Annotated in this window: 18 protein-coding genes; 16 read left to right on the top strand and 2 right to left on the bottom strand. The window is 37.8% G+C overall.

The features are described from left to right. Position 1 precedes the first annotated feature (1 nt). From J2Y03_RS06180 to J2Y03_RS06160, 5 genes are all read left to right on the top strand, one after another. Complete coding sequence (locus J2Y03_RS06180) at positions 2 to 868, top strand: 2-oxoacid:ferredoxin oxidoreductase subunit beta (protein ID WP_132086174.1); 867 nt, start codon at positions 2 to 4, stop codon at positions 866 to 868. A gap of 180 nt (positions 869 to 1,048) precedes the next feature. Further along, a complete protein-coding gene (gene miaB / locus J2Y03_RS06175) occupies positions 1,049 to 2,593 on the top strand; it encodes a tRNA (N6-isopentenyl adenosine(37)-C2)-methylthiotransferase MiaB (RefSeq protein WP_310191952.1) in 1,545 nt (514 codons plus the stop codon). Position 2,594: 1 nt separating this feature from the next. Next, positions 2,595 to 3,044 (top strand): YlbF/YmcA family competence regulator, encoded by a 450-nt coding sequence (locus J2Y03_RS06170; protein ID WP_310191949.1) that lies wholly within the window; start codon positions 2,595 to 2,597, stop codon positions 3,042 to 3,044. A 220-nt stretch (positions 3,045 to 3,264) separates the two neighbouring features. Then, positions 3,265 to 3,810 (top strand): outer spore coat protein CotE, encoded by a 546-nt coding sequence (locus J2Y03_RS06165; protein ID WP_310191946.1) that lies wholly within the window; start codon positions 3,265 to 3,267, stop codon positions 3,808 to 3,810. A gap of 122 nt (positions 3,811 to 3,932) precedes the next feature. Further along, positions 3,933 to 4,133, top strand: coding sequence for a hypothetical protein (locus J2Y03_RS06160; RefSeq protein ID WP_132086182.1), 201 nt, complete (start codon positions 3,933 to 3,935; stop codon positions 4,131 to 4,133). Positions 4,134 to 4,155: 22 nt separating this feature from the next. On the opposite strand, the gene J2Y03_RS06155 is transcribed toward J2Y03_RS06160, so the two are convergent. Beyond that, entirely contained in the window at positions 4,156 to 4,731 is a 576-nt protein-coding gene (locus J2Y03_RS06155; protein ID WP_310191943.1) for a GNAT family N-acetyltransferase, read from the bottom strand. 146 nt (positions 4,732 to 4,877) lie between these two features. Between J2Y03_RS06155 and J2Y03_RS06150 the strand changes: the two genes are divergently transcribed. Continuing rightward, on the top strand, positions 4,878 to 5,528 hold the full coding sequence (locus J2Y03_RS06150; RefSeq protein WP_310191939.1) for a protein kinase family protein: 651 nt from the start codon (positions 4,878 to 4,880) through the stop codon (positions 5,526 to 5,528). A gap of 26 nt (positions 5,529 to 5,554) precedes the next feature. On the opposite strand, the gene serC is transcribed toward J2Y03_RS06150, so the two are convergent. After that, positions 5,555 to 6,652 carry a 3-phosphoserine/phosphohydroxythreonine transaminase gene (gene serC, locus J2Y03_RS06145; protein WP_310191936.1) on the bottom strand — a complete coding sequence of 366 codons (1,098 nt, stop codon included), beginning with the start codon at positions 6,650 to 6,652 and terminating at the stop codon, positions 5,555 to 5,557. Between the two features lie 523 nt (positions 6,653 to 7,175). Here serC and J2Y03_RS06140 point away from each other — a divergent pair. From J2Y03_RS06140 to J2Y03_RS06095, 10 genes are all read left to right on the top strand, one after another. Continuing rightward, positions 7,176 to 8,366 carry an MFS transporter gene (locus J2Y03_RS06140; RefSeq protein WP_310191933.1) on the top strand — a complete coding sequence of 397 codons (1,191 nt, stop codon included), beginning with the start codon at positions 7,176 to 7,178 and terminating at the stop codon, positions 8,364 to 8,366. 97 nt (positions 8,367 to 8,463) lie between these two features. Next, on the top strand, positions 8,464 to 9,216 hold the full coding sequence (locus J2Y03_RS06135) for an SDR family NAD(P)-dependent oxidoreductase (protein WP_310191930.1): 753 nt from the start codon (positions 8,464 to 8,466) through the stop codon (positions 9,214 to 9,216). A gap of 27 nt (positions 9,217 to 9,243) precedes the next feature. Beyond that, a complete protein-coding gene (locus J2Y03_RS06130; RefSeq protein ID WP_132086194.1) occupies positions 9,244 to 10,071 on the top strand; it encodes an SDR family NAD(P)-dependent oxidoreductase in 828 nt (275 codons plus the stop codon). 30 nt (positions 10,072 to 10,101) lie between these two features. Further along, positions 10,102 to 10,866, top strand: a complete 765-nt coding sequence (locus tag J2Y03_RS06125; RefSeq protein WP_310191927.1) for an SDR family NAD(P)-dependent oxidoreductase — start codon at positions 10,102 to 10,104, stop codon at positions 10,864 to 10,866. 14 nt (positions 10,867 to 10,880) lie between these two features. Beyond that, on the top strand, positions 10,881 to 13,175 hold the full coding sequence (locus tag J2Y03_RS06120) for an arylsulfatase (RefSeq protein ID WP_310191924.1): 2,295 nt from the start codon (positions 10,881 to 10,883) through the stop codon (positions 13,173 to 13,175). 89 nt (positions 13,176 to 13,264) lie between these two features. Beyond that, a complete protein-coding gene (locus J2Y03_RS06115; protein ID WP_310191921.1) occupies positions 13,265 to 14,521 on the top strand; it encodes an anaerobic sulfatase maturase in 1,257 nt (418 codons plus the stop codon). Between the two features lie 230 nt (positions 14,522 to 14,751). Continuing rightward, positions 14,752 to 15,600, top strand: a complete 849-nt coding sequence (locus J2Y03_RS06110) for an alpha/beta fold hydrolase (protein ID WP_310191919.1) — start codon at positions 14,752 to 14,754, stop codon at positions 15,598 to 15,600. A gap of 102 nt (positions 15,601 to 15,702) precedes the next feature. Beyond that, positions 15,703 to 16,356, top strand: coding sequence for a GntR family transcriptional regulator (locus tag J2Y03_RS06105; RefSeq protein WP_310191916.1), 654 nt, complete (start codon positions 15,703 to 15,705; stop codon positions 16,354 to 16,356). Between the two features lie 45 nt (positions 16,357 to 16,401). Then, positions 16,402 to 17,595, top strand: a complete 1,194-nt coding sequence (locus tag J2Y03_RS06100) for an acyl-CoA dehydrogenase family protein (RefSeq protein ID WP_310191913.1) — start codon at positions 16,402 to 16,404, stop codon at positions 17,593 to 17,595. A 64-nt stretch (positions 17,596 to 17,659) separates the two neighbouring features. Continuing rightward, complete coding sequence (locus J2Y03_RS06095; protein ID WP_310191911.1) at positions 17,660 to 18,613, top strand: VOC family protein; 954 nt, start codon at positions 17,660 to 17,662, stop codon at positions 18,611 to 18,613. The last annotated feature ends 12 nt before the right edge of the window (positions 18,614 to 18,625 follow it).

The following is an 18,625-nucleotide window of genomic DNA, read 5'->3' as shown; positions in this document are numbered from 1 at the left end:
CATGGCCACTTTTAAAGAATTTAGAAATAATGTAAAACCGAACTGGTGCCCTGGCTGTGGCGACTTCTCTGTACAAGCGGCAATGCAACGTGCAGCAGCAAATGTGGGTCTTGAGCCTGAAAACTTAGCTGTTATTTCTGGTATCGGATGTTCTGGTCGTATCTCTGGATACATTAATTCATATGGATTCCATGGAATTCATGGTCGTTCATTACCAATCGCACAAGGTGTAAAAATGGGAAATCGTGATTTAACAGTTATCGCTTCTGGTGGTGACGGAGACGGCTTTGCAATTGGTATGGGACATACTATTCATGCTATTCGTCGTAATGTAGATATCACTTACATTGTTATGGATAACCAAATCTATGGTTTAACAAAAGGGCAAACGTCTCCACGTTCTGCTACCGGCTTTAAAACTAAATCATCACCGCTAGGTTCGATTGAACAACCGATTTCACCAATGGAGATGGCTTTAACTGCAGGGGCAACATTTGTTGCACAAAGTTTCTCAACAGATCTTAAAGACTTAACTGCATTAATTGAAGCAGGCATTAAGCATAAAGGCTTCTCTTTAATTAACGTTTATAGTCCTTGTGTAACCTATAATAAGGTCAACACTTATGATTGGTTTAAAGAAAATCTAACGAAGTTAAGTGATATTGAAGGATACGATCCTTCAAACCGTGAAAACGCTATGCAAACATTGATGAAGCATAATGGTTTAGTTACTGGTTTGATCTATCAAAACACAGAACGTAAATCCTACCAGGAATTGATTAATAATTTTTCTGAAACTCCATTAGCACATGCAGATCTTAACCTTGATCAAGGATACTTTGATAAATTAGTTAATGAATTTATGTAAAGTCATGGAAAATCCCGTAGTATTCTACTACGGGATTTTCTATTGTTTTCAAGCCTATTAACCTTTATACTATAATAATGTGCGGAAGTGTGTTAGGTAGGATTCTTTCACACTAGTACAGGGAAAATTTTACTTTTCATAGACTAATTTTTAAATTGACTGAAAGGAGATTTATTATTTATGAATGAAAAACAACGTGTAGAAGCTCAACAAATCGAACCTGCTAATTCTTCGGACAAAAAATCCGCAAAGAATTACAGCAAGTATTTTGAGCAAGTAATTACTGCACCTTCTTTAAAAGATGCTAAAAAGCGTGGTAAAGAAGAAGTGAAGTATCATAACGATTTCTCCATTCCTGAAGAATTTCGCGGTATGGGAGAAGGACGTAAATTCTATATCCGAACATATGGCTGCCAAATGAATGAACATGATACAGAAGTGATGGCAGGGATTTTCTTGGCTTTGGGGTATGAGCCTACAGATTCTACAGAGGATGCCAGTGTTATACTTCTAAATACATGTGCGATTCGTGAGAATGCTGAAAACAAAGTGTTCGGAGAACTAGGACATTTAAAGCATTTGAAGTTAGAAAAACCGGATTTACTAATAGGTGTATGTGGATGTATGTCACAGGAAGAATCCGTTGTTAATAAGATTCTAAAAACCTATAATCAAGTTGACATGATTTTTGGTACACATAACATTCACCGTTTGCCAAATATCTTAAATGAAGCTTATATGTCTAAAGAAATGGTGGTTGAAGTGTGGTCTAAAGAAGGTGATGTCATCGAAAACCTTCCCAAAGTACGACGCGGCAATATCAAGGCATGGGTTAACATAATGTATGGCTGTGACAAATTCTGTACGTATTGTATCGTACCTTTTACACGTGGGAAGGAACGAAGCCGTCGTCCTGAGGAAATTATCCAGGAAGTACGTCAATTAGCAGCACAAGGATACCAAGAGGTCACACTCCTAGGTCAAAACGTAAATGCGTATGGAAAAGATTTAGCGGATAGTAACTACGGACTTGGCGAGTTGATGAATGAGCTGCGGAAAATTGATATCCCACGGATTCGTTTTACTACAAGCCATCCCCGTGACTTTGATGATCGTCTAATTGAAGTTCTCGCCCAAGGTGGTAACCTAATGGATCATATCCATTTACCAGTTCAATCTGGTTCAACAGACATATTGAAAATTATGGCTCGTAAATATACAAGGGAACAATATTTAGAGCTTGTAAGAAAAATCAAAGCGGCAATTCCCAATGTTGCTTTGACAACCGATATTATCGTAGGCTACCCTAACGAAACGGACGAACAGTTTGAAGAAACAATGTCCCTCTATCGTGAAGTGGGGTATGAATTGGCTTATACTTTTATTTACTCTCCACGTGAAGGTACGCCAGCGGCTAAAATGGAGGATAACGTTCCAATGGAAGTAAAAAAAGCACGCTTGCAGCGTTTGAACGCCCTTGTAAACGAGCTTTCTTTAGAAGCAATGAAAAAGCATGAAGGTCAAATCCTAGATGTTCTTGTTGAAGGGGAAAGCAAGAACAATCCTGATGTCCTTGCAGGATACACATCTAGGAGCAAGCTTGTAAATTTTGTTGCGCCTAAATCAGCCATTGGTAAAATAGTTAAGGTGAGAATTACTGATGCAAGAACATGGTCATTAAACGGAGAAATGGTGGAAGAACTAGAACCAGTAGAGGTGAAATAAAGTGGCAAAATATACAAAAGACGATATCATCGCGCGTGCACAAGAATTAGCAAGAATGATTGCAGATACTGAGGAAGTCGATTTCTTTAAACGTGCAGAAGCACAAATTCACGTAAACCCAAAGGTTAGTACGTTAATAACAGATATTAAGGGATTACAAAAGCAAGCCGTTAATCTACAGCATTACGGTAAACCAGAAGCATTGAGAAAAGTGGAAGACAAAATTGCTTCCCTTGAACAGGAACTAGACGAAATTCCGGTTGTTCAAGAGTTTAAACAGTCTCAACTAGAAGTAAATGATTTGCTGCAGTTAATTGCCACTACAGTATCTAACAAGGTAACAGATGCCATTATTGAATCTACTGGTGGAGATGTATTACGCGGTGAAACAGGCGCAAGTATAAATAATGGCGGATCATGTGGAAATCATGACCATGACCACGACCATTAATTAATGGAAAGCCGGGCTTATTAAGAGCCTGGCTTTTTTGTTGTCTCCAAAAACAATCCTCGTTGACTTAAAGTACATGCCTAATTGGAACCTACATTAAACTCCCGCATAAAATGAATTATGACTAAACTTTTAACCAGTATTCGCAGAAATATTTCTCACACTAGTCAAAAATCTAGCATAGGATGAATTGAAAATGAATGAGGAGGGTTCGCGCGAAATGGGAGAATACAGAGAGATAATTGTAAAGGCCGTAGTAGCGAAAGGGCGTAAATTCACCAATTCCAATCATACGATCAGCCCGGCACATAGTCCAACCAGCATACTAGGCTGTTGGATTATCAACCATAAATACAACGCGAAAAAAGTCGGCAAAACTGTAGAGATACACGGCTCTTATGATATCAACGTTTGGTACTCATATAATGATAATACCAGAACAGAAGTAGTTACCGAAAAGGTACAATACTGTGATGTCATTAAGTTAAAATATCGTGACCATGATTGCTTGGATGACAATGAGATTTGTGCTAAAGTACTTCAGCAGCCTAATTGTTGTGAAGCAGTTATTTCCCCAAATGGAAATCGCATCATTGTTCATGTTGAAAAGGAATTCTTAGTGGAGGTCATTGGCGAAACAAAAGTATGTGTCGCCGTTAATCCAAAGGGTTGCCATGATGATGACGATGATTGGGGAATGGATGTAGACGACGAAGAATTCGAGGAATTAAACCCGGATTTCTTACTCGGAGTTGAAGAAGAATAAACACACTAGGAAGTCTTTACTTCCTAGTTTTTTCTTTTTATTTATTTTATAATTAATCTATAAGGAAATGATGTATGTTACAAAACAAAAATCAGCATCATATTTTTAGGAGGTGTCATGATTTGGAGCCAAGACAACCTGGAAATAAGAAACTGCCGGATTTTCAACAATTAAACGACAGAATCATTGCTGAGCAGCCCATGGAACCGCATTTAATTATCAAAACAAACCTTGATCCACAGGATTCTACAGAAAACAACCCTTATTATCAAGGGAAGGAAACAAGTAACCCGAAAGCATTTAAAGACTTTTTTGAAGAATAAAAGCCAGGATTCCTGGCTTTTTTTATGTGGATTGACCACTATGTGATATAGGTGCTGTTAGTGCCCATTCATCCTTAAGTAAAGATAACATATGGGTTGTGTGATATCTGTTGTTTTGATATAAATAGTCACGTAACACCCCTTCTTTACTAAATCCTAACTTTTCAAGAAGATTGATAGATGCTTGGTTTTCTAGGTAAACCACCGCACCAATTCGATGTAATTCTAGATTTAGGTAGGTATATCGCAAAACCTCTTTTATAGCTTCAGAGGTGTAGCCCATCCGCCAATAAGAGGGGTGTAACTCATAACCAATTTCAGCTTTCTTGTTTTTTAGCTGTAATCCATTAAGACCTAGTGTCCCAATAAGCTTGTTATTTTCCTTGAGTACCATTCCCCAGCGAATCGCACGTTTTTCGTAAAAATTTTTTTGAAACACTTCAATTAGCTTTTTTGCATCTTCAATCGAAGTGAACCTATCAGTTCCGTAAAACTTGGTTACTTCATCTAATGATAAAATGCCAAATATGCTTTCAGCATGAGTTTGTGTAATTTTAATTAATTTCAATCTTTCGGTTTCCAAAGATGAAAATTTCATCGTACCACCTCTTTCATTTAATGGATTTATAGAGAAAAATATTAAAGTTTTGTATTGAAGTGAGCATATTTTTTCTATTTTAAGTGTATATCGGTTGTATACTAAAATAAAGAAATAATTAATTCGTTTTTTATTGAGGTGTGCAAATGAAAATTGAGAAATATACAAAATTAATTGGCAATGAATTATTACCCAATATCAACCTAACAACAGAAGGACCGTTTGAACCAATTATTGTTAAAAATTTCTCAAATACTTGGAAAACAATTGGGAGTGGGAATTATGCAGGTGTCTTTCTGCACCAAGCAAATCCAAAGTGGGTTGTGAAGGTATATGGAAGAAAACCTGAGGACTTAAAAAAGGAAGTTGAAGTATATAAGAAATTGGGCAATCATGAATCCTTTTCCTCACTCATTGACCATGGAGATAATTATTTAATTTTAAAAAGGATAGATGGTATTAACTTGTTTGACGCAGTTGTTAAGGGGATACGCATTCCTAAGTCTGTAATTAAGGATGTAGATAAGGGGATTACATATGCCCGTTCAGTGGGGCTCAACCCGTTTGATGTACATGGAAAAAATGTGGTGATGAGCGAGGGAAGAGGATATATCGTGGATGTCTCAGATTTTTATAAGCAGGGTAAATGCCGGAAGTGGGATGACTTGAAAAAAGCCTATCACAAAATTTACCTGCCATTTCTTTATAAATTTCATCCGCCTATTCCTTTCTTTATTGTTAACAGTGTTAGGAAAGGGTATCGTTTATATCGAAAAATAAAGAAGGGAAATATATGAATCATATATTTCCCTTCTTTATTTGATTATTGATTGGTATTTTGAAATTGAATCATGAATTCACTAAAAGCCTTACACGTTTCATATGGAACAGCATTGTAGGTGGAAGCGCGGCAGCCTCCAACAGAACGATGACCGTTTACACCTACAAACCCTTCCGCCTTTGCTTCTGCTAAGAATTTTTTCTCCAATTCTTCATCACTTACTCGGAAAGTAATGTTCATAAGTGAACGGCTCTCAACTTCAGCATGACCAACATAAAATCCATTGCTTTGGTCGATGGCGTCATATATAATTTTTGCTTTTTCTTCGTTCCGATTGGTAAGCGCATTTATTCCGCCTAACTCTTTTATCCAGCTTAAAACTTCACCAAGCATATAGATTCCAAATGTCGGAGGCGTATTATATAAAGAGTTGTTTTTTGAATGGGTGCTATACTTCAACAATGTTGGAATAGCTGGATTACCCTTTTCAATCATATCCTTGCGAATAATTGCCACTGTAACACCAGAAGGTCCAAGATTTTTTTGGGCACCTGCGTATATTAAAGAAAATTTGCTGACATCAATCGGTTTGGATAAGATATCACTGGACATATCTGCGATTAATGGAACATCTCCTGTATCAGGGAAGTCCTTCCACTGAGTACCATAGATGGTATTATTGGATGTGAGATGGATATAGGCATCAGTCGGATTGTATTGCAGCTCATCAAATTGAGGGATTTGGCGATATTGACCATCCTTTGTGCTAGCAACATGATACGGATCCCCGAATAATTTAGCCTCGGAAAATGCCTTTTCAGACCAAGAACCTGTCATAATATAACCTGCTTTTTCACCAGGTTTCAAAAAGTTCATTGGGACCATTGAAAATTGAAGACTGCCTCCTCCTTGCAGAAAAAGAACCTCATAATTCTCTGGAATTGATAATAATTCTTTTAGTAGTGCAATGGCAGTATTATGTACTTCTTCATAAGCAGCACTTCGGTGGCTAAGCTCCATGACCGACATACCAGTACCACGAAAATCAATAAGTTCCTGCTTGGCTTTTTCAAGAACAGCAAGCGGAAGTGCAGATGGACCTGCATTAAAATTATAGGCACGCTGTATTAGTGAATTCATTTTCTCACTCCTAATTTTCATTTTATTAGAATATAACATATTTTCTTACATTTTAAATGAAAATATCCCAAAATAATTAAATGAAGACGCTTGCATTTTATGAACCATGAAAAATATAATTCTTAAGCGGTTAATGAAAGTAAATTATAGATTACAAGTACCAAAGAACAAAAATAGAGTTTCCATACAAATAATTCTTAAGTAAGAAATTAGGTAAAAAACGTTGAAAATACAATTTTTTTTTAATTTTTTCCAGAGTAATTGTGTAAGTAATTGTTTGGAAAATAAAAAATATTATGAATACATTGACAAGTATATTTACCGACTGTAGAATTACAGTTAGTAAAAGAAAGCGCTTTTTTTACGCTTTTCACCGGTAAAACGTAAAAAAATAAAAAATTAAAATTTTAGCTGTTGTGTCTTGCAGGCCACAAGGGCAGCAGAGTCAATCATTTTCTAATTAATGAAAAAGGTTACAGATTTTTCGCAGAACTGAAGAAAACAAATATAGGGAGGAAAATAAATGGCAAAGAATATCAGTAAAAATATGCTTAAGTTTTTAGTCGTCATTCTAGCGTTCCAAGATGTAGCTGCTGGTGTAGCAGGATCCATTATGGCTGACATTATTAAAGCATTTCCTGAATATGATCCAACCATTGTTATGTTGGTAGCTACTTTTCCAGGTCTCATACAAATCGTTCCTGCACTTTTTTATGGAAAACTTACAAAAGTGTTTAAAAAGAAAACATTGTTATTTATTGGTTTGACCTTATTTATTGTTGGTGGGACACTCCCAACCTTTATAGATAACCTGCCATTGATTATTGCGATGAGAGGACTTTTAGGGCTAGGTGTTGGGATAACAATGCCGTTGTCAATAGATATAATAACAGATTTCTTTGACGGCCGAGAAAGAGATTTCTTAATTGGTTTTGGAACTTCTACGATTGCATGTATTGGAGCGATTTTCTTCCAATTAGGCGGAGGAATTTTAGCAGATGCCTTTGGCTGGCAATATGGATTCCTTACTTACCTTTTCCCAATTTGGATTTTGGCTATTACCATGTTATATCTTCCTGAACCTGAGAAGAAACAGCTATCAGAAACGACAGGCTCAAAGACCAAGGTCAAACTTCCGAAAGCAATTTATTGGGTATGCTTAGGACAGGTATTTTTTTCTGGGTTGATTTTTGGTTATGTAACAAACATTTCTGTTGTTATTCAAGGTGATCAATTAGGTAATGCAACTGAGGCTGGTTTGGCAATCTCTATATTCACTTTTGGGACACTGTTAGCTGGGGTTGTTTTTGGAAAAGTAAAACATGCACTTCCAAACTTCTACCTTCCAGTCGGAGTTTTTGTTACAGCGATAGGGATGGTCATCTGTTATTTTTCTCCAACCTTAACAATGATTTTTATCGGCAGTGTCATCGGTGGTGCTGGGATGGGAATTGGAATTCCCGGAGTATTTACTAAAGTTTCAGAACTTACTCCTGTTGGTGCACCTCCACAAGTAGGGTTAGTCGTAGTGGGTCAAGGATTAGGCGGTATCTTGGGACCATTTGGATTTCTAGTTATACAAAATATTTTTAATCAAGATATTGGCCGTTTCCCATTAGCAATTAGTTCTGTTGGATTAATTATTTTATCACTAATTTGGGCGGTAACAGTTACGAAACCGAAAAAGGATTTAGAGGTTACATTAAATCAATAAATCTTACTTCTCAAAACGACACCTCATTCTATTTCTGTAGAAGAGGTGTCCGTTTTTATGAACATGAAAAGAATAAATGGAAGAAAGGTGATGTTTTGTGGGAATTACATTTAAGCGTTTGGATAATAAAGTAGCGATTGTGACAGGAAGTACTTCTGGTATTGGGGAAGCAACCGCAAAATTATTCGCTGCTGAAGGTGCTAAAGTGGTTGTGTGCGGAAGAAGGAAAGAAAAAGGGGAAGAAGTGGTTAAAGCCATACATACTCAAGGTGGGGAAGCCATTTTTATTCAGGCAGATATGATGGAAGATAAACAAATTGAAAACCTGGTAGCGACAACTCTGGAAACATATGGGCAAATAGATATTCTAGTAAATAATGCTGGAAGAATTATTGAGAAGCCTTTTGTTGAATTTACAAAAAGTGATTGGAATGAATTCGTTACCCTTGATGCGTATTCTTATTTCCGGGCAATGCAGCTTGTTCTGCCACATATGGAAAGTCGGAAGACTGGAAATATAGTAAATGTAACTTCTTTAGCTGCTTTAGCTGTTATGCCAACCCATGCACTTTATAGTTTTGTAAAAGCGGGTGTAACCCATATGTCAAAAGTGGTAGCTGCTGAATATGCCGGAAAGGGTATTCGAGTTAATTCTTTATTGCCCGGAGTCGTTTATACCGAAATGATTGCAGATAATCCTAATACACCACATATGGAAAAAATAATCCCAATGGGAAGAATGTCTACTTCAGAAGAACAGGCAAAGACTATTTTATTCCTTGCCTCCGATGAATCATCCTATATGACAGGATCATCCATTGTTGCTGATGGCGGCGTGAGGGGAATTTAACAATATATACTCGAAGGGAGAATCATTATGCTGCTCAAAGAAAAGATAGCTATTGTTACTGGCGGAGCAAAAGGAATGGGGGAGGCGACTTGTAAAAGATTTGCCGAGCAAGGCGCTACAGTTATCATTGCTGACCTGGATTTAGATATTGCTCAAAAAGTTGCGGCTAACATTAATGCATCCGGTGGCAAAGCACGAGCTTATAATAGGGTTGATGTGACGGACACTTCAACAATCAAGGATTTAGTTGTTTCGGCAATCGAGGAGTTTGGCAGAATAGATATTTTAATTAATTGTGCCGGTGGAACCTTCGGAGCAAATGGTACAAGTGAGAATATTAATATGAAAGATTGGAATAAAACAATCGAGTTGAATCTGAATGGAACCTTAAATCCAATAATGGAAGTTTTACCACATATGAAAAAACAGAACTATGGAAAAATCGTAAACTTCTCTTCTATGGGAGCCTTTAACGCATATACCGTAGTATTGCATTATCACGCTGCAAAAGGTGCTGTGGAGAGTCTTACTCATAATCTTGCATTCGAACTAGCCCCACTTGGTATCCATGTTAATGTCATATCACCTGGACCAATTATGACACCATTTTGGGATGAACTTATGCCGCCAGGTCCTGAAAGGGATCAATTTACCGTTGCTCTTGCGAAAAAAGAAGTTCCTATGCAAAGAATGGGAACGCCTGAGGATATTGCTGGGGTCTGTTTGTTCCTTGCTTCTAATTTATCTGATTATGTTACCGGTCAAAAGATTAATGTAGGCGGAGGCATGGGTAACATCATCTCACATAATTCTACCTTCCTTTCCTCCGATGAAAATAAACAAGTGAATAAATAATAGGATATTTATAGAAAAGGAGAATCGATTTTGGGTAGATTAAAAGGTAAGATAGCTATCATAACGGGAGCAGGAAATGGACAGGGAGCTTTTGAAGCTGAATTATTTGCGAAGGAGGGGGCTACTGTTGTTGCCACCGATATCGACTTTGATAAAGTTTCAAAGGTTGTTGAAAAAATCCAAGCTGAAAACGGAACAGCAATTGCTATTCACCATGACATCTCGTCAGAATTAGGTTGGATGAATGTTGTTAAAAACACAATCGAGTCATTTGGAAAAATTGATATTCTTGTAAATAATGCCGGGGTACATATTGAAACGGCTATGTCTGAAATAAATTTAGCTGAATGGACCAAGATGATTGAAATTAATCTAACCGGAACTTTTATTGGGATGCAAACGGTTATCCCTGTTATGAAGGAAAATGGCGGGGGTTCAATTGTTAACATAGCGTCGATTGCTGCTCTTAGAGGCGGCAGCTTTGCTCATTACAGTGCAGCAAAGGGTGGTGTTCGTTCCCTATCAAAAACAGCTGCCATTGAATATGCTAGAGATAATATTCGAGTAAATAGTATTTATCCAGGACTAATTGTGACGGGACTAGTAAAAGAAGCTTTAGAAAATGAAACTGTCCGTAAAAATCTAATGGATCAGCTGCCGCTTCAAAGATTTGGAAAAGTAGAAGATGTAGGGTATGGAGTTCTTTATTTAGCATCAGATGAATCAGCTTTCGTTACAGGTTCAGAATTAGTTATTGATGGCGGCACGATGGCAGGCGCGAGACTTATTGATTAGAGGAGGGAAACACTTTGAATAATAGATTAAAAGTATTGAATAAATCACCGTTTCAAAAGTTAACCGTATTTGCGTCAGCCCTGGCTTTATTGTCAGGCTGCTCATATAAAAATTTTACGGAACAAGAAGTTAAAGCAGAATCCATTAAAACGAAGTCAAATGTACAGTATGATAAAAGTAAGCAGAATGACGGGGAAGATTCAGCAAAACCGAATATCGTGTATATTGTTTTAGATGATTCAGGGTATTCAGATCTCGGAAGCTATGGATCAGAAATCCAAACACCAAACTTAGATATGTTAGCGGAGAACGGGCTTCGCTACAACAATTCTCATGTTACACCAGTTTGTTCTCCAACACGTGCTGCGTTGCTGACGGGGCGGAACCCTCATGATATTGGAATGGCAACGGTAGCCAATTTTGATATGGGACCAGAATATCCAAACAAAAGGGGTCGTATTAATCCCGAGGCGGGCACGATTGCCGAGGTACTTAAGGAAGAAGGCTATAATAGCTATGCATTAGGGAAATGGCATTTATCTCCATCCCATCAGGCAACTCCTGCCGGCCCGTATGAAAATTGGCCGCTCGGTAAGGGCTTTGACCGTTTTTACGGAATCTTGGAAGATTCCAGTGATCAATATAAGCCAGAGCTTGTCCAAGATAATAGTTTTATTGATGTGCCAGAAAAGGAAAACTATCATTTTTCAGAGGACATTGTAGATAAAGCCAATCAGTATGTCACTGATCAAGCTTCTATTAGTCCAGAAAAGCCTTTCTTCCTGTATTTAGCCTTCGGCGCTCAACACCAGCCGGTTCAGGTTCCTCAGGAATACATCGATAAGTACAAAGGAGTCTACGACAAAGGCTGGGATAAAATCCGTGATGAAAGGTTCAACAAGCAAAAGGAACTAGGCATTATACCAAATAATTCAGTCTTAGCGCCGCTTAACCCAGGAGTAAAACCTTGGGACCAGCTTACAAATGATGAGAAAAGAGCTTTTGCTCGTCTACAAGAAACGTATGCAGGTTTTTTAACACATACGGATGAGCAAATTGGCCGTTTTATTGAAAATTTAGAATCTGTCGGTGAATTGGATAATACTATGATAGTCTTTTTATCAGACAATGGGGCAAGTGCCATGGGGAAAGCCACTGGTTCAATCAATCATACACTAGCATACAACGATTTGCCGGAAACTATAAATGATATCGTCGAAAATATTGATAATTTTGGTACTGACAAAACAAAAGTCGAATTCCCGGCTGGCTGGGCACAGGTTAGTAACACTCCATTTAAATTATATAAATCAACGATGTATGAAGCAGGAACGAAAACCCCAATGATTGTCTATTACCCGAAAGCAATCAAAGAGAAAGGGGCTATCCGCGATCAGTATGTACATGTTAGTGATATCACACCTACTGTTTATGATTTAGCGGGAATCGAGCTGCCAAAAGAAATAAAGGGAGTAAAGCAAATTCCGCTTCACGGTGAGAGTTTTTCGGATACATTAAGCAATAGTCAAGCTGCAGGAAAAGATACACAATATTACGAGAACAACGGACAGCGGGCCATTTACCATGACGGCTGGAAAGCGATTGCTCTTCATACAAAGGGACAGCCATATGAAAATGACGTTTGGCAGCTCTACCATTTAGCAGATGATCCTACGGAATCAAACAACCTAGCTGCAAAGTATCCAGAAAAGTTAAAAGGACTTCAGAAGTTATGGGACAAAGAAGCAAAGAAATATGATGTTCTGCCAATGACCGACATAATGGGAGATGGGTTTTTAGTCATTCCTAGTGATTCTTATCGTGCCCGTAAAACCTTTACTTTCTATCCAGGCATGTCCCTGCTGCCAGAAGGTGCTTCACCATTTATCATAAACCGTCCATATTCAATTACGGTTCCGATTAATCGGGAGAAATCGGATGATGGCGTCTTACTAGCATTAGGAAACTATGAGAGCGGTTATACACTTTATATTAAAGATAATAAACTAGTTTATGAGTATAACGTTGGGACCAGCGTATTTCGGATTGAAGCAGATGCACCTGTTGGCCAATCCACGATTAAGTACGAATTTAACCCAACCAATCTTCATAAAGGTATTGGCAGTCTCTTTATTAATGGGAATGAGGCAGGAAATGTAACAATCGACCAAACTCATAAATTTAAAATAAGTTTTGAAGGATTGGACATCGGTAGAGATACTCATTATCCTGTGAGTCCAGTCTATGAAAATGAAGGGGATTTTGATTTTTCAGGGGAGCTTGAAAAAGTAGTTTACGAACTGCAATAAAAAAGAGAAATGGTCCATTGGAAGTAAAGTAAGGAGCCAGTAACAATCATCGTTACTGGCTTTTATTTTAAAGAAAAGAGGAAGATAACATGGATAAGACAAAAAGAGAGACTAAAGGATTTCATATATTGGCAAAACCATCTGGTCCTATTTGTAACCTTGATTGCCATTACTGCTTCTATACTGAAAAAGAAGCTCTATTTACAGGGAATAGCAGGTTCCGAATGTCCGAAGAGACACTAGAGGAGTTTATTAGCCAATACATAAAATCTCAAAATGTTGATGAAATACCGTTTGTATGGCAGGGGGGAGAACCAACCTTAATGGGCCTTGGTTTTTATAAACGAGTAATTGAATTGCAAAAGAAACATGGAAAGGGTAAACGGATAACCAATTCGCTACAAACAAACGGAACATTATTAACAGAAGAATGGTGCCAATTTTTAGCCAAGCATAACTTTCTAGTAGGCTTGAGTCTAGATGGACCAGAAGACATTCATGACCGTTATCGAGTAGACCGCGGTGGACAGCCGACTTTTCATAAAGTACTTAATGCTCTTCATTTATTAAAAAAATATAAAGTTTCATTTAATGTATTAGTTTGTGTAACCAATAATTCATCTAAGTATCCACTAGAAATCTATCATTTTTTTAAAAGCGAGGGAGTAGAGTTCATTCAATTTATTCCAATTGTGGAACGAATGCCGGATACGGAAGCATTAAAACTTGGACTCCGGCATGCCACACCACCTTCTGTAAAGCGGGAAGAAGCTCAGAAAGCAGTTTCCTCCTGGACAGTAGAATCAGAAAAGTATGGTGACTTTCTTATTGCCATTTTTGATGAGTGGGTAAGAAAGGATGTTGGGAAGATACATGTCATGAACTTTGAGCACGCTCTAACCTCGTGGCTGGGACTACCGGCCACAACATGTTTTTTTGCTGAGACGTGTGGCAGGGCTGGCATTGTGGAGCATAATGGCGATGTGTATTCCTGTGATCACTTTATGTATCCAGAGTACAAACTGGGTAATATTTATGATGATACCTTTAGCGAGATGATTGATTCCAATAAGCAGCGGGCGTTTGGTGAAAATAAAAAATCGACACTCCCCAACTACTGTCAATCTTGTGAGGTTCGTTTTGCCTGCAATGGAGAATGCCCAAAACAACGCTTCCTATTAACTCCGGATGGTGAACCGGGATTAAACTATTTATGTGCAGGCTACAAAAAATACTTCCATCATATTCACAGATATATGAAAGTTATGGTTCAGTTAATCGATAACGGTTTGCCGGCTTCTGAAGTAATGGATGTTATTAAAAGACCTCTTATTGTTAAAAGATGATACTTTACAAAAAATACATTTAATAGCTCGAGTGGTTTTATTTATTTTGAATTAAAAAAATTTTTAGAATTAATTGACAAAGTGTAGTTAAGTAAGTAAAATTATAGTTAAGTAATGAAAGCGCTTTTTTAATGCTTTTACACTACATAAACGATGTTAACATAAGAGCTAAAATTTTAGTTATAAAAAATGATCTTTTGAAATTATTTGCAAAGTGAGGGCAATGAAAAATGGCTGAAGTAATAAAAAGGAAGATCCAAACCGGAAACTATCAAACTTTTATTAATGAAGGTGGAGACAAAAAGTCATCTGAGACCATTATTTTTCTACACGGCAGCGGACCAGGAGTAAGTGCGGAGTCGAATTGGAAGGAAATTCTACCTCGTTTTCAAGTGAAGTTCCATGTAGTGGCACCAGATATCTATGGATTTGCTAATACAGATCATCCTGAAGAATATCCTAGAAATGGTGCAGAGTGGATGAAGATTAGGGTTAAACAAGTACTTTCGTTAATGGACGCTTTAGAGGTTGAAAAAGCCCATTTGGTTGGAAATTCTCTAGGAGGTGTAATTGCACTTCACCTACTTATGTACGCTCCAGAAAGATTTGACCGCGTAGTTTTAATGGGGGCAGGAGGCGGTTTGAAAGAACCTACCCCGGAACTTGCTAAATTAGCAAACTTCCATAAAGATCCAGACCCCGTTGCATTTAAAAATTTATTGAGCTGGTTCTTATACGATAAGAGTATTGTAGGGGATAAGCTGGAGGAAATTGTGTCAGAACGTTTAGAGCTCTTCTTACGACCGGATGTGCGCAGATCTTATGAGGAAAATTTCTCAAAATCACATTTGTCTGATATGCTAGTGCCACCTTCAGCACTTAAGCAAATGGAGAATGAAATGTTACTAATTCATGGACACCAAGATCGATTTGTCCCGATTGAAAGTAGTCTTTACGTAATGGATTATTTGCCAAATGCACAGCTCCATATATTCAAACGTTGTGGACACTGGGCGCAGGTGGAGCAGAAAGAGAGATTTGTTAAACTGACATTAGATTTTTTCAACGGTGAAATATAGAAAATTAGTAGGTTAATCGTATTTATCTATTTAAATATACCGTTGATTCCTTTACTTTATTATTAAGGGAAATACATAAAGAGGATCGAGGGTGTAATTAAAATGAAAATAGATCAGGCTTATCGTTATATAAAAACACAAATTATTGATGGTACTTGGGAACCTGATACAGCCATTAATGTTAATGACATTACAGCAAAGTTGAACATGAGCAGAACTCCAATTCATAAAGCATTAGCGAAGCTTGAACAAGAAGGATTTCTTTCGATTATACCACAAGTAGGGGTATATGTTAAAAGACCAGAGCAAAGTGACGTTTTAGAACGGTTATTGGTTTGTGCAAATCTGGATGCCTTAATGGCAGAGCATGCTGCATTTAAGCTCAACGAAGAAGAACTTACATATATGAAAGAGTCATTGACGATGATGGACAATCCAGCGATATCCGAGGATGAGTATTCTGCCCTCAATATTGAGTTTCACCGAATTATTTATGAAGCCTCCAAGTTAACGTATGCACTTAGTCTTGCCAAGCAGCTTTGGGATTACTTAAATTATGTTGGCAACCCTGTTGTTTTGTTTTCAAAGGACCGAAGAAAACAATCTCAAGCTGAACACTGGATGATCTACTATAGCTTGAAAGAGAAAGACTCTAAATTAGCAAAAAAGCTTATGGAAAAACATCTGCTTCGCGTCGCCGAAGCAGTAAGCGGAAAATACCAGAATGTAGATACAACACAGCATATGTTTAACTAAAAAGTGCAAGCGAGGTAATATCACTATTTTACGGGAGGTATTCATATGGAACAAAGTGTGTTGGAAACAAAAAATGTATTGGTAGAAAGAGCGCGTGCTCTTATTCCTAAACTGCGTGAGTTTAGTCAAGATATTGATAAAAATAGTAGAATTCCGGATGAGATTGTTGAGGATTTGAAAAGAGAGGGTCTCTTAAAGGTACTTCGACCGCATATGTTTGGCGGTCATCAAACGAATATGAGAGCGTTTACGGAGGTTGTTACGGAAATATCCCGCGGGAATGGTTCAGCCGGTTGGTTCGTATGTCTAAGTAATATTCGTGATTATATGATTTCTTACACATTTGGAGAAAAAGCACTGAATGAAATCTATAATACTGGCAAAGATGTAGTCCTTGCAGGAAATTTTAAACCGATTAAGTGTGAAATCAAGAAAGTAGATGGCGGCTATTACATTGAAGAAGCCCAATGGCCATTTGTTTCTGGCAGCCCTCATGCTGACTGGTGCTATTTTGGATTCCCATTAGTAGATGAAAATGGTGGAATGGAAATGGCCATTATGGTTATTCCTCGTGAAGAACTTGAGGTTCTTGATGACTGGCATGTTATGGGACTAAAGGGTTCCGGCAGCAATAGCTGTAGAATTCAAAATGTATTTGTACCTGAACACAGGGTATCATTGGATCGTCTAGCGAGCAAAGGTTCTTACTTAATTGATCCGCTTAAGGATGTTGCTTTATACAAATCTTCATTTGTTCCATCACTTACTTTATCGATTGTAGGGCCGGCTTTAGGGCTTGCACAGGCAGCGATGGATCTCTATATGGAAAGACTTCCAAAAGCAGGAATTGGAAACACCTTTTATCACAAACAAAATGAAGCACCAATAACACATCACCAGGTTGCCCAAGCGCAATTGAAAATTGATACTGCTGAAATGTTTTTATACCGTGCTGTGGATAAAATTGATAGCTATGCTGAACTCGGAGAAGTAATGGATACTGCTGAAATTGTAAAAGTTAAGGCAGATTTCGGCTATGTAAATCAATTAAGTAAGGAAGCGATTGATCTTCTAGTTGCTGGAGTCGGTTCCATGTTTACCTACCATAATAATCCTTTACAATTAGTCTATCGTGATTTTTTTGCCATGCATTTACATGGTTTCATAACACCATCAAGTTTAATTGAAACATATGGAAGAGTCCTTTGCGGTCAAGAACCGAATACCTATTTTGTTTAATTTATAATGAAAAGGCTTTCTGTTTTCTAAAAATTCAAAGAAAAGATAATAGGAGGAATATAACATGAGTTTACCAGAAATCGCAAAGTTAGGACACGTGGCTTTAGTTTCAGCAGATCTTGAAAAATCACTTTGGTTCTTTAAGGAATTGATTGGATTAGAAGAAACAGAAGAAGTGAATGGCACTCATTATCTACGTGCATGGGGTGACTTTGAACATCACACATTATCCATAACAGCGGGCGAAAAGTCGTATGTTGACCATATCGCATGGAGAACAAAGCGTCCGGAAGATGTAGAGCAATTTGCTCATCTACTTCAGGAAGCAGGCACAGATGTAAGTTGGGTGGAGGCTGGAGTGGAAGCTGGGCAAGGAAGAGCAATTCGTTTTAAATTGCCGAGTGAGCACCGTTTTGAAATTTACTATGACATGGAAAAAACCTTAGCTGAACCATCCAAACGTTCAGTGTTAAAAAATCAGACTTACAGATCATGGGAACGAGGCGTATCACCTCGAAGAATTGACCATGTTAATATCTTATCATCATTAAAAGCCAATGTTATTTCAGATTATTTAATGGAGAAACTAGGATTTAAAATGAGAGAATGCGTTCAAGCTCCTGATGATTCTTTAATTGGTGCCTGGTTGAGTGTCACTCCTTTGGTTCATGATATTGCTGTAAGCCATGATCCATTCTCACCATCAACACATCAAATTCACCATCTGTCTTACTGGTTGGACAATGCCCAAGACCTTCTTCGTGCAGCAGATATCTTAACAGAACATGGTCTAAAGTTTAAAGGTCCAGGTAAACATGGTATATCTCAAGCAATGTATATCTATGTTGTGGACCCAGGAAGTGGAGTTCGGTTGGAATTGTTTACCAATGGCTATTTGATTTTTGAACCAGACTGGGAGCCGATTGTGTGGACTTTAGATGAGATGGATGTAGGCTTTACCTTCTGGGGCGATCAAACAGACACAGTGCCAGAAAACAATCCGACTATTGAAGCTTAAGAATATCGTAGA

It is taken from the genome of Neobacillus niacini (assembly GCF_031457145.1).
GTDB classification, from domain to species: Bacteria; Bacillota; Bacilli; order Bacillales; family Cytobacillaceae; genus Neobacillus; species Neobacillus niacini_J.
The sequence above is the reverse complement of the archived record's forward strand: the minus strand, read 5'-3'. Positions and strand labels throughout refer to the sequence as shown.

Bases quoted from the DNA above. Each gene is read 5' to 3' on its own strand.
- J2Y03_RS06150 (WP_310191939.1), top strand. From the start codon at position 4,878: ATGAAAATTGAGAAATATACAAAATTAATTGGCAATGAATTATTACCC.
- J2Y03_RS06115 (WP_310191921.1), top strand. From the start codon at position 13,265: ATGGATAAGACAAAAAGAGAGACTAAAGGATTTCATATATTGGCAAAA.
- J2Y03_RS06165 (WP_310191946.1), top strand. From the start codon at position 3,265: ATGGGAGAATACAGAGAGATAATTGTAAAGGCCGTAGTAGCGAAAGGG.
- J2Y03_RS06140 (WP_310191933.1), top strand. From the start codon at position 7,176: ATGGCAAAGAATATCAGTAAAAATATGCTTAAGTTTTTAGTCGTCATT.
- miaB (WP_310191952.1), top strand. From the start codon at position 1,049: ATGAATGAAAAACAACGTGTAGAAGCTCAACAAATCGAACCTGCTAAT.
- J2Y03_RS06095 (WP_310191911.1), top strand. From the start codon at position 17,660: ATGAGTTTACCAGAAATCGCAAAGTTAGGACACGTGGCTTTAGTTTCA.
- J2Y03_RS06130 (WP_132086194.1), top strand. From the start codon at position 9,244: ATGCTGCTCAAAGAAAAGATAGCTATTGTTACTGGCGGAGCAAAAGGA.
- J2Y03_RS06180 (WP_132086174.1), top strand. From the start codon at position 2: ATGGCCACTTTTAAAGAATTTAGAAATAATGTAAAACCGAACTGGTGC.
- serC (WP_310191936.1), bottom strand. From the start codon at position 6,652: ATGAATTCACTAATACAGCGTGCCTATAATTTTAATGCAGGTCCATCT.
- J2Y03_RS06105 (WP_310191916.1), top strand. From the start codon at position 15,703: ATGAAAATAGATCAGGCTTATCGTTATATAAAAACACAAATTATTGAT.
- J2Y03_RS06110 (WP_310191919.1), top strand. From the start codon at position 14,752: ATGGCTGAAGTAATAAAAAGGAAGATCCAAACCGGAAACTATCAAACT.
- J2Y03_RS06155 (WP_310191943.1), bottom strand. From the start codon at position 4,731: ATGAAATTTTCATCTTTGGAAACCGAAAGATTGAAATTAATTAAAATT.
- J2Y03_RS06100 (WP_310191913.1), top strand. From the start codon at position 16,402: ATGGAACAAAGTGTGTTGGAAACAAAAAATGTATTGGTAGAAAGAGCG.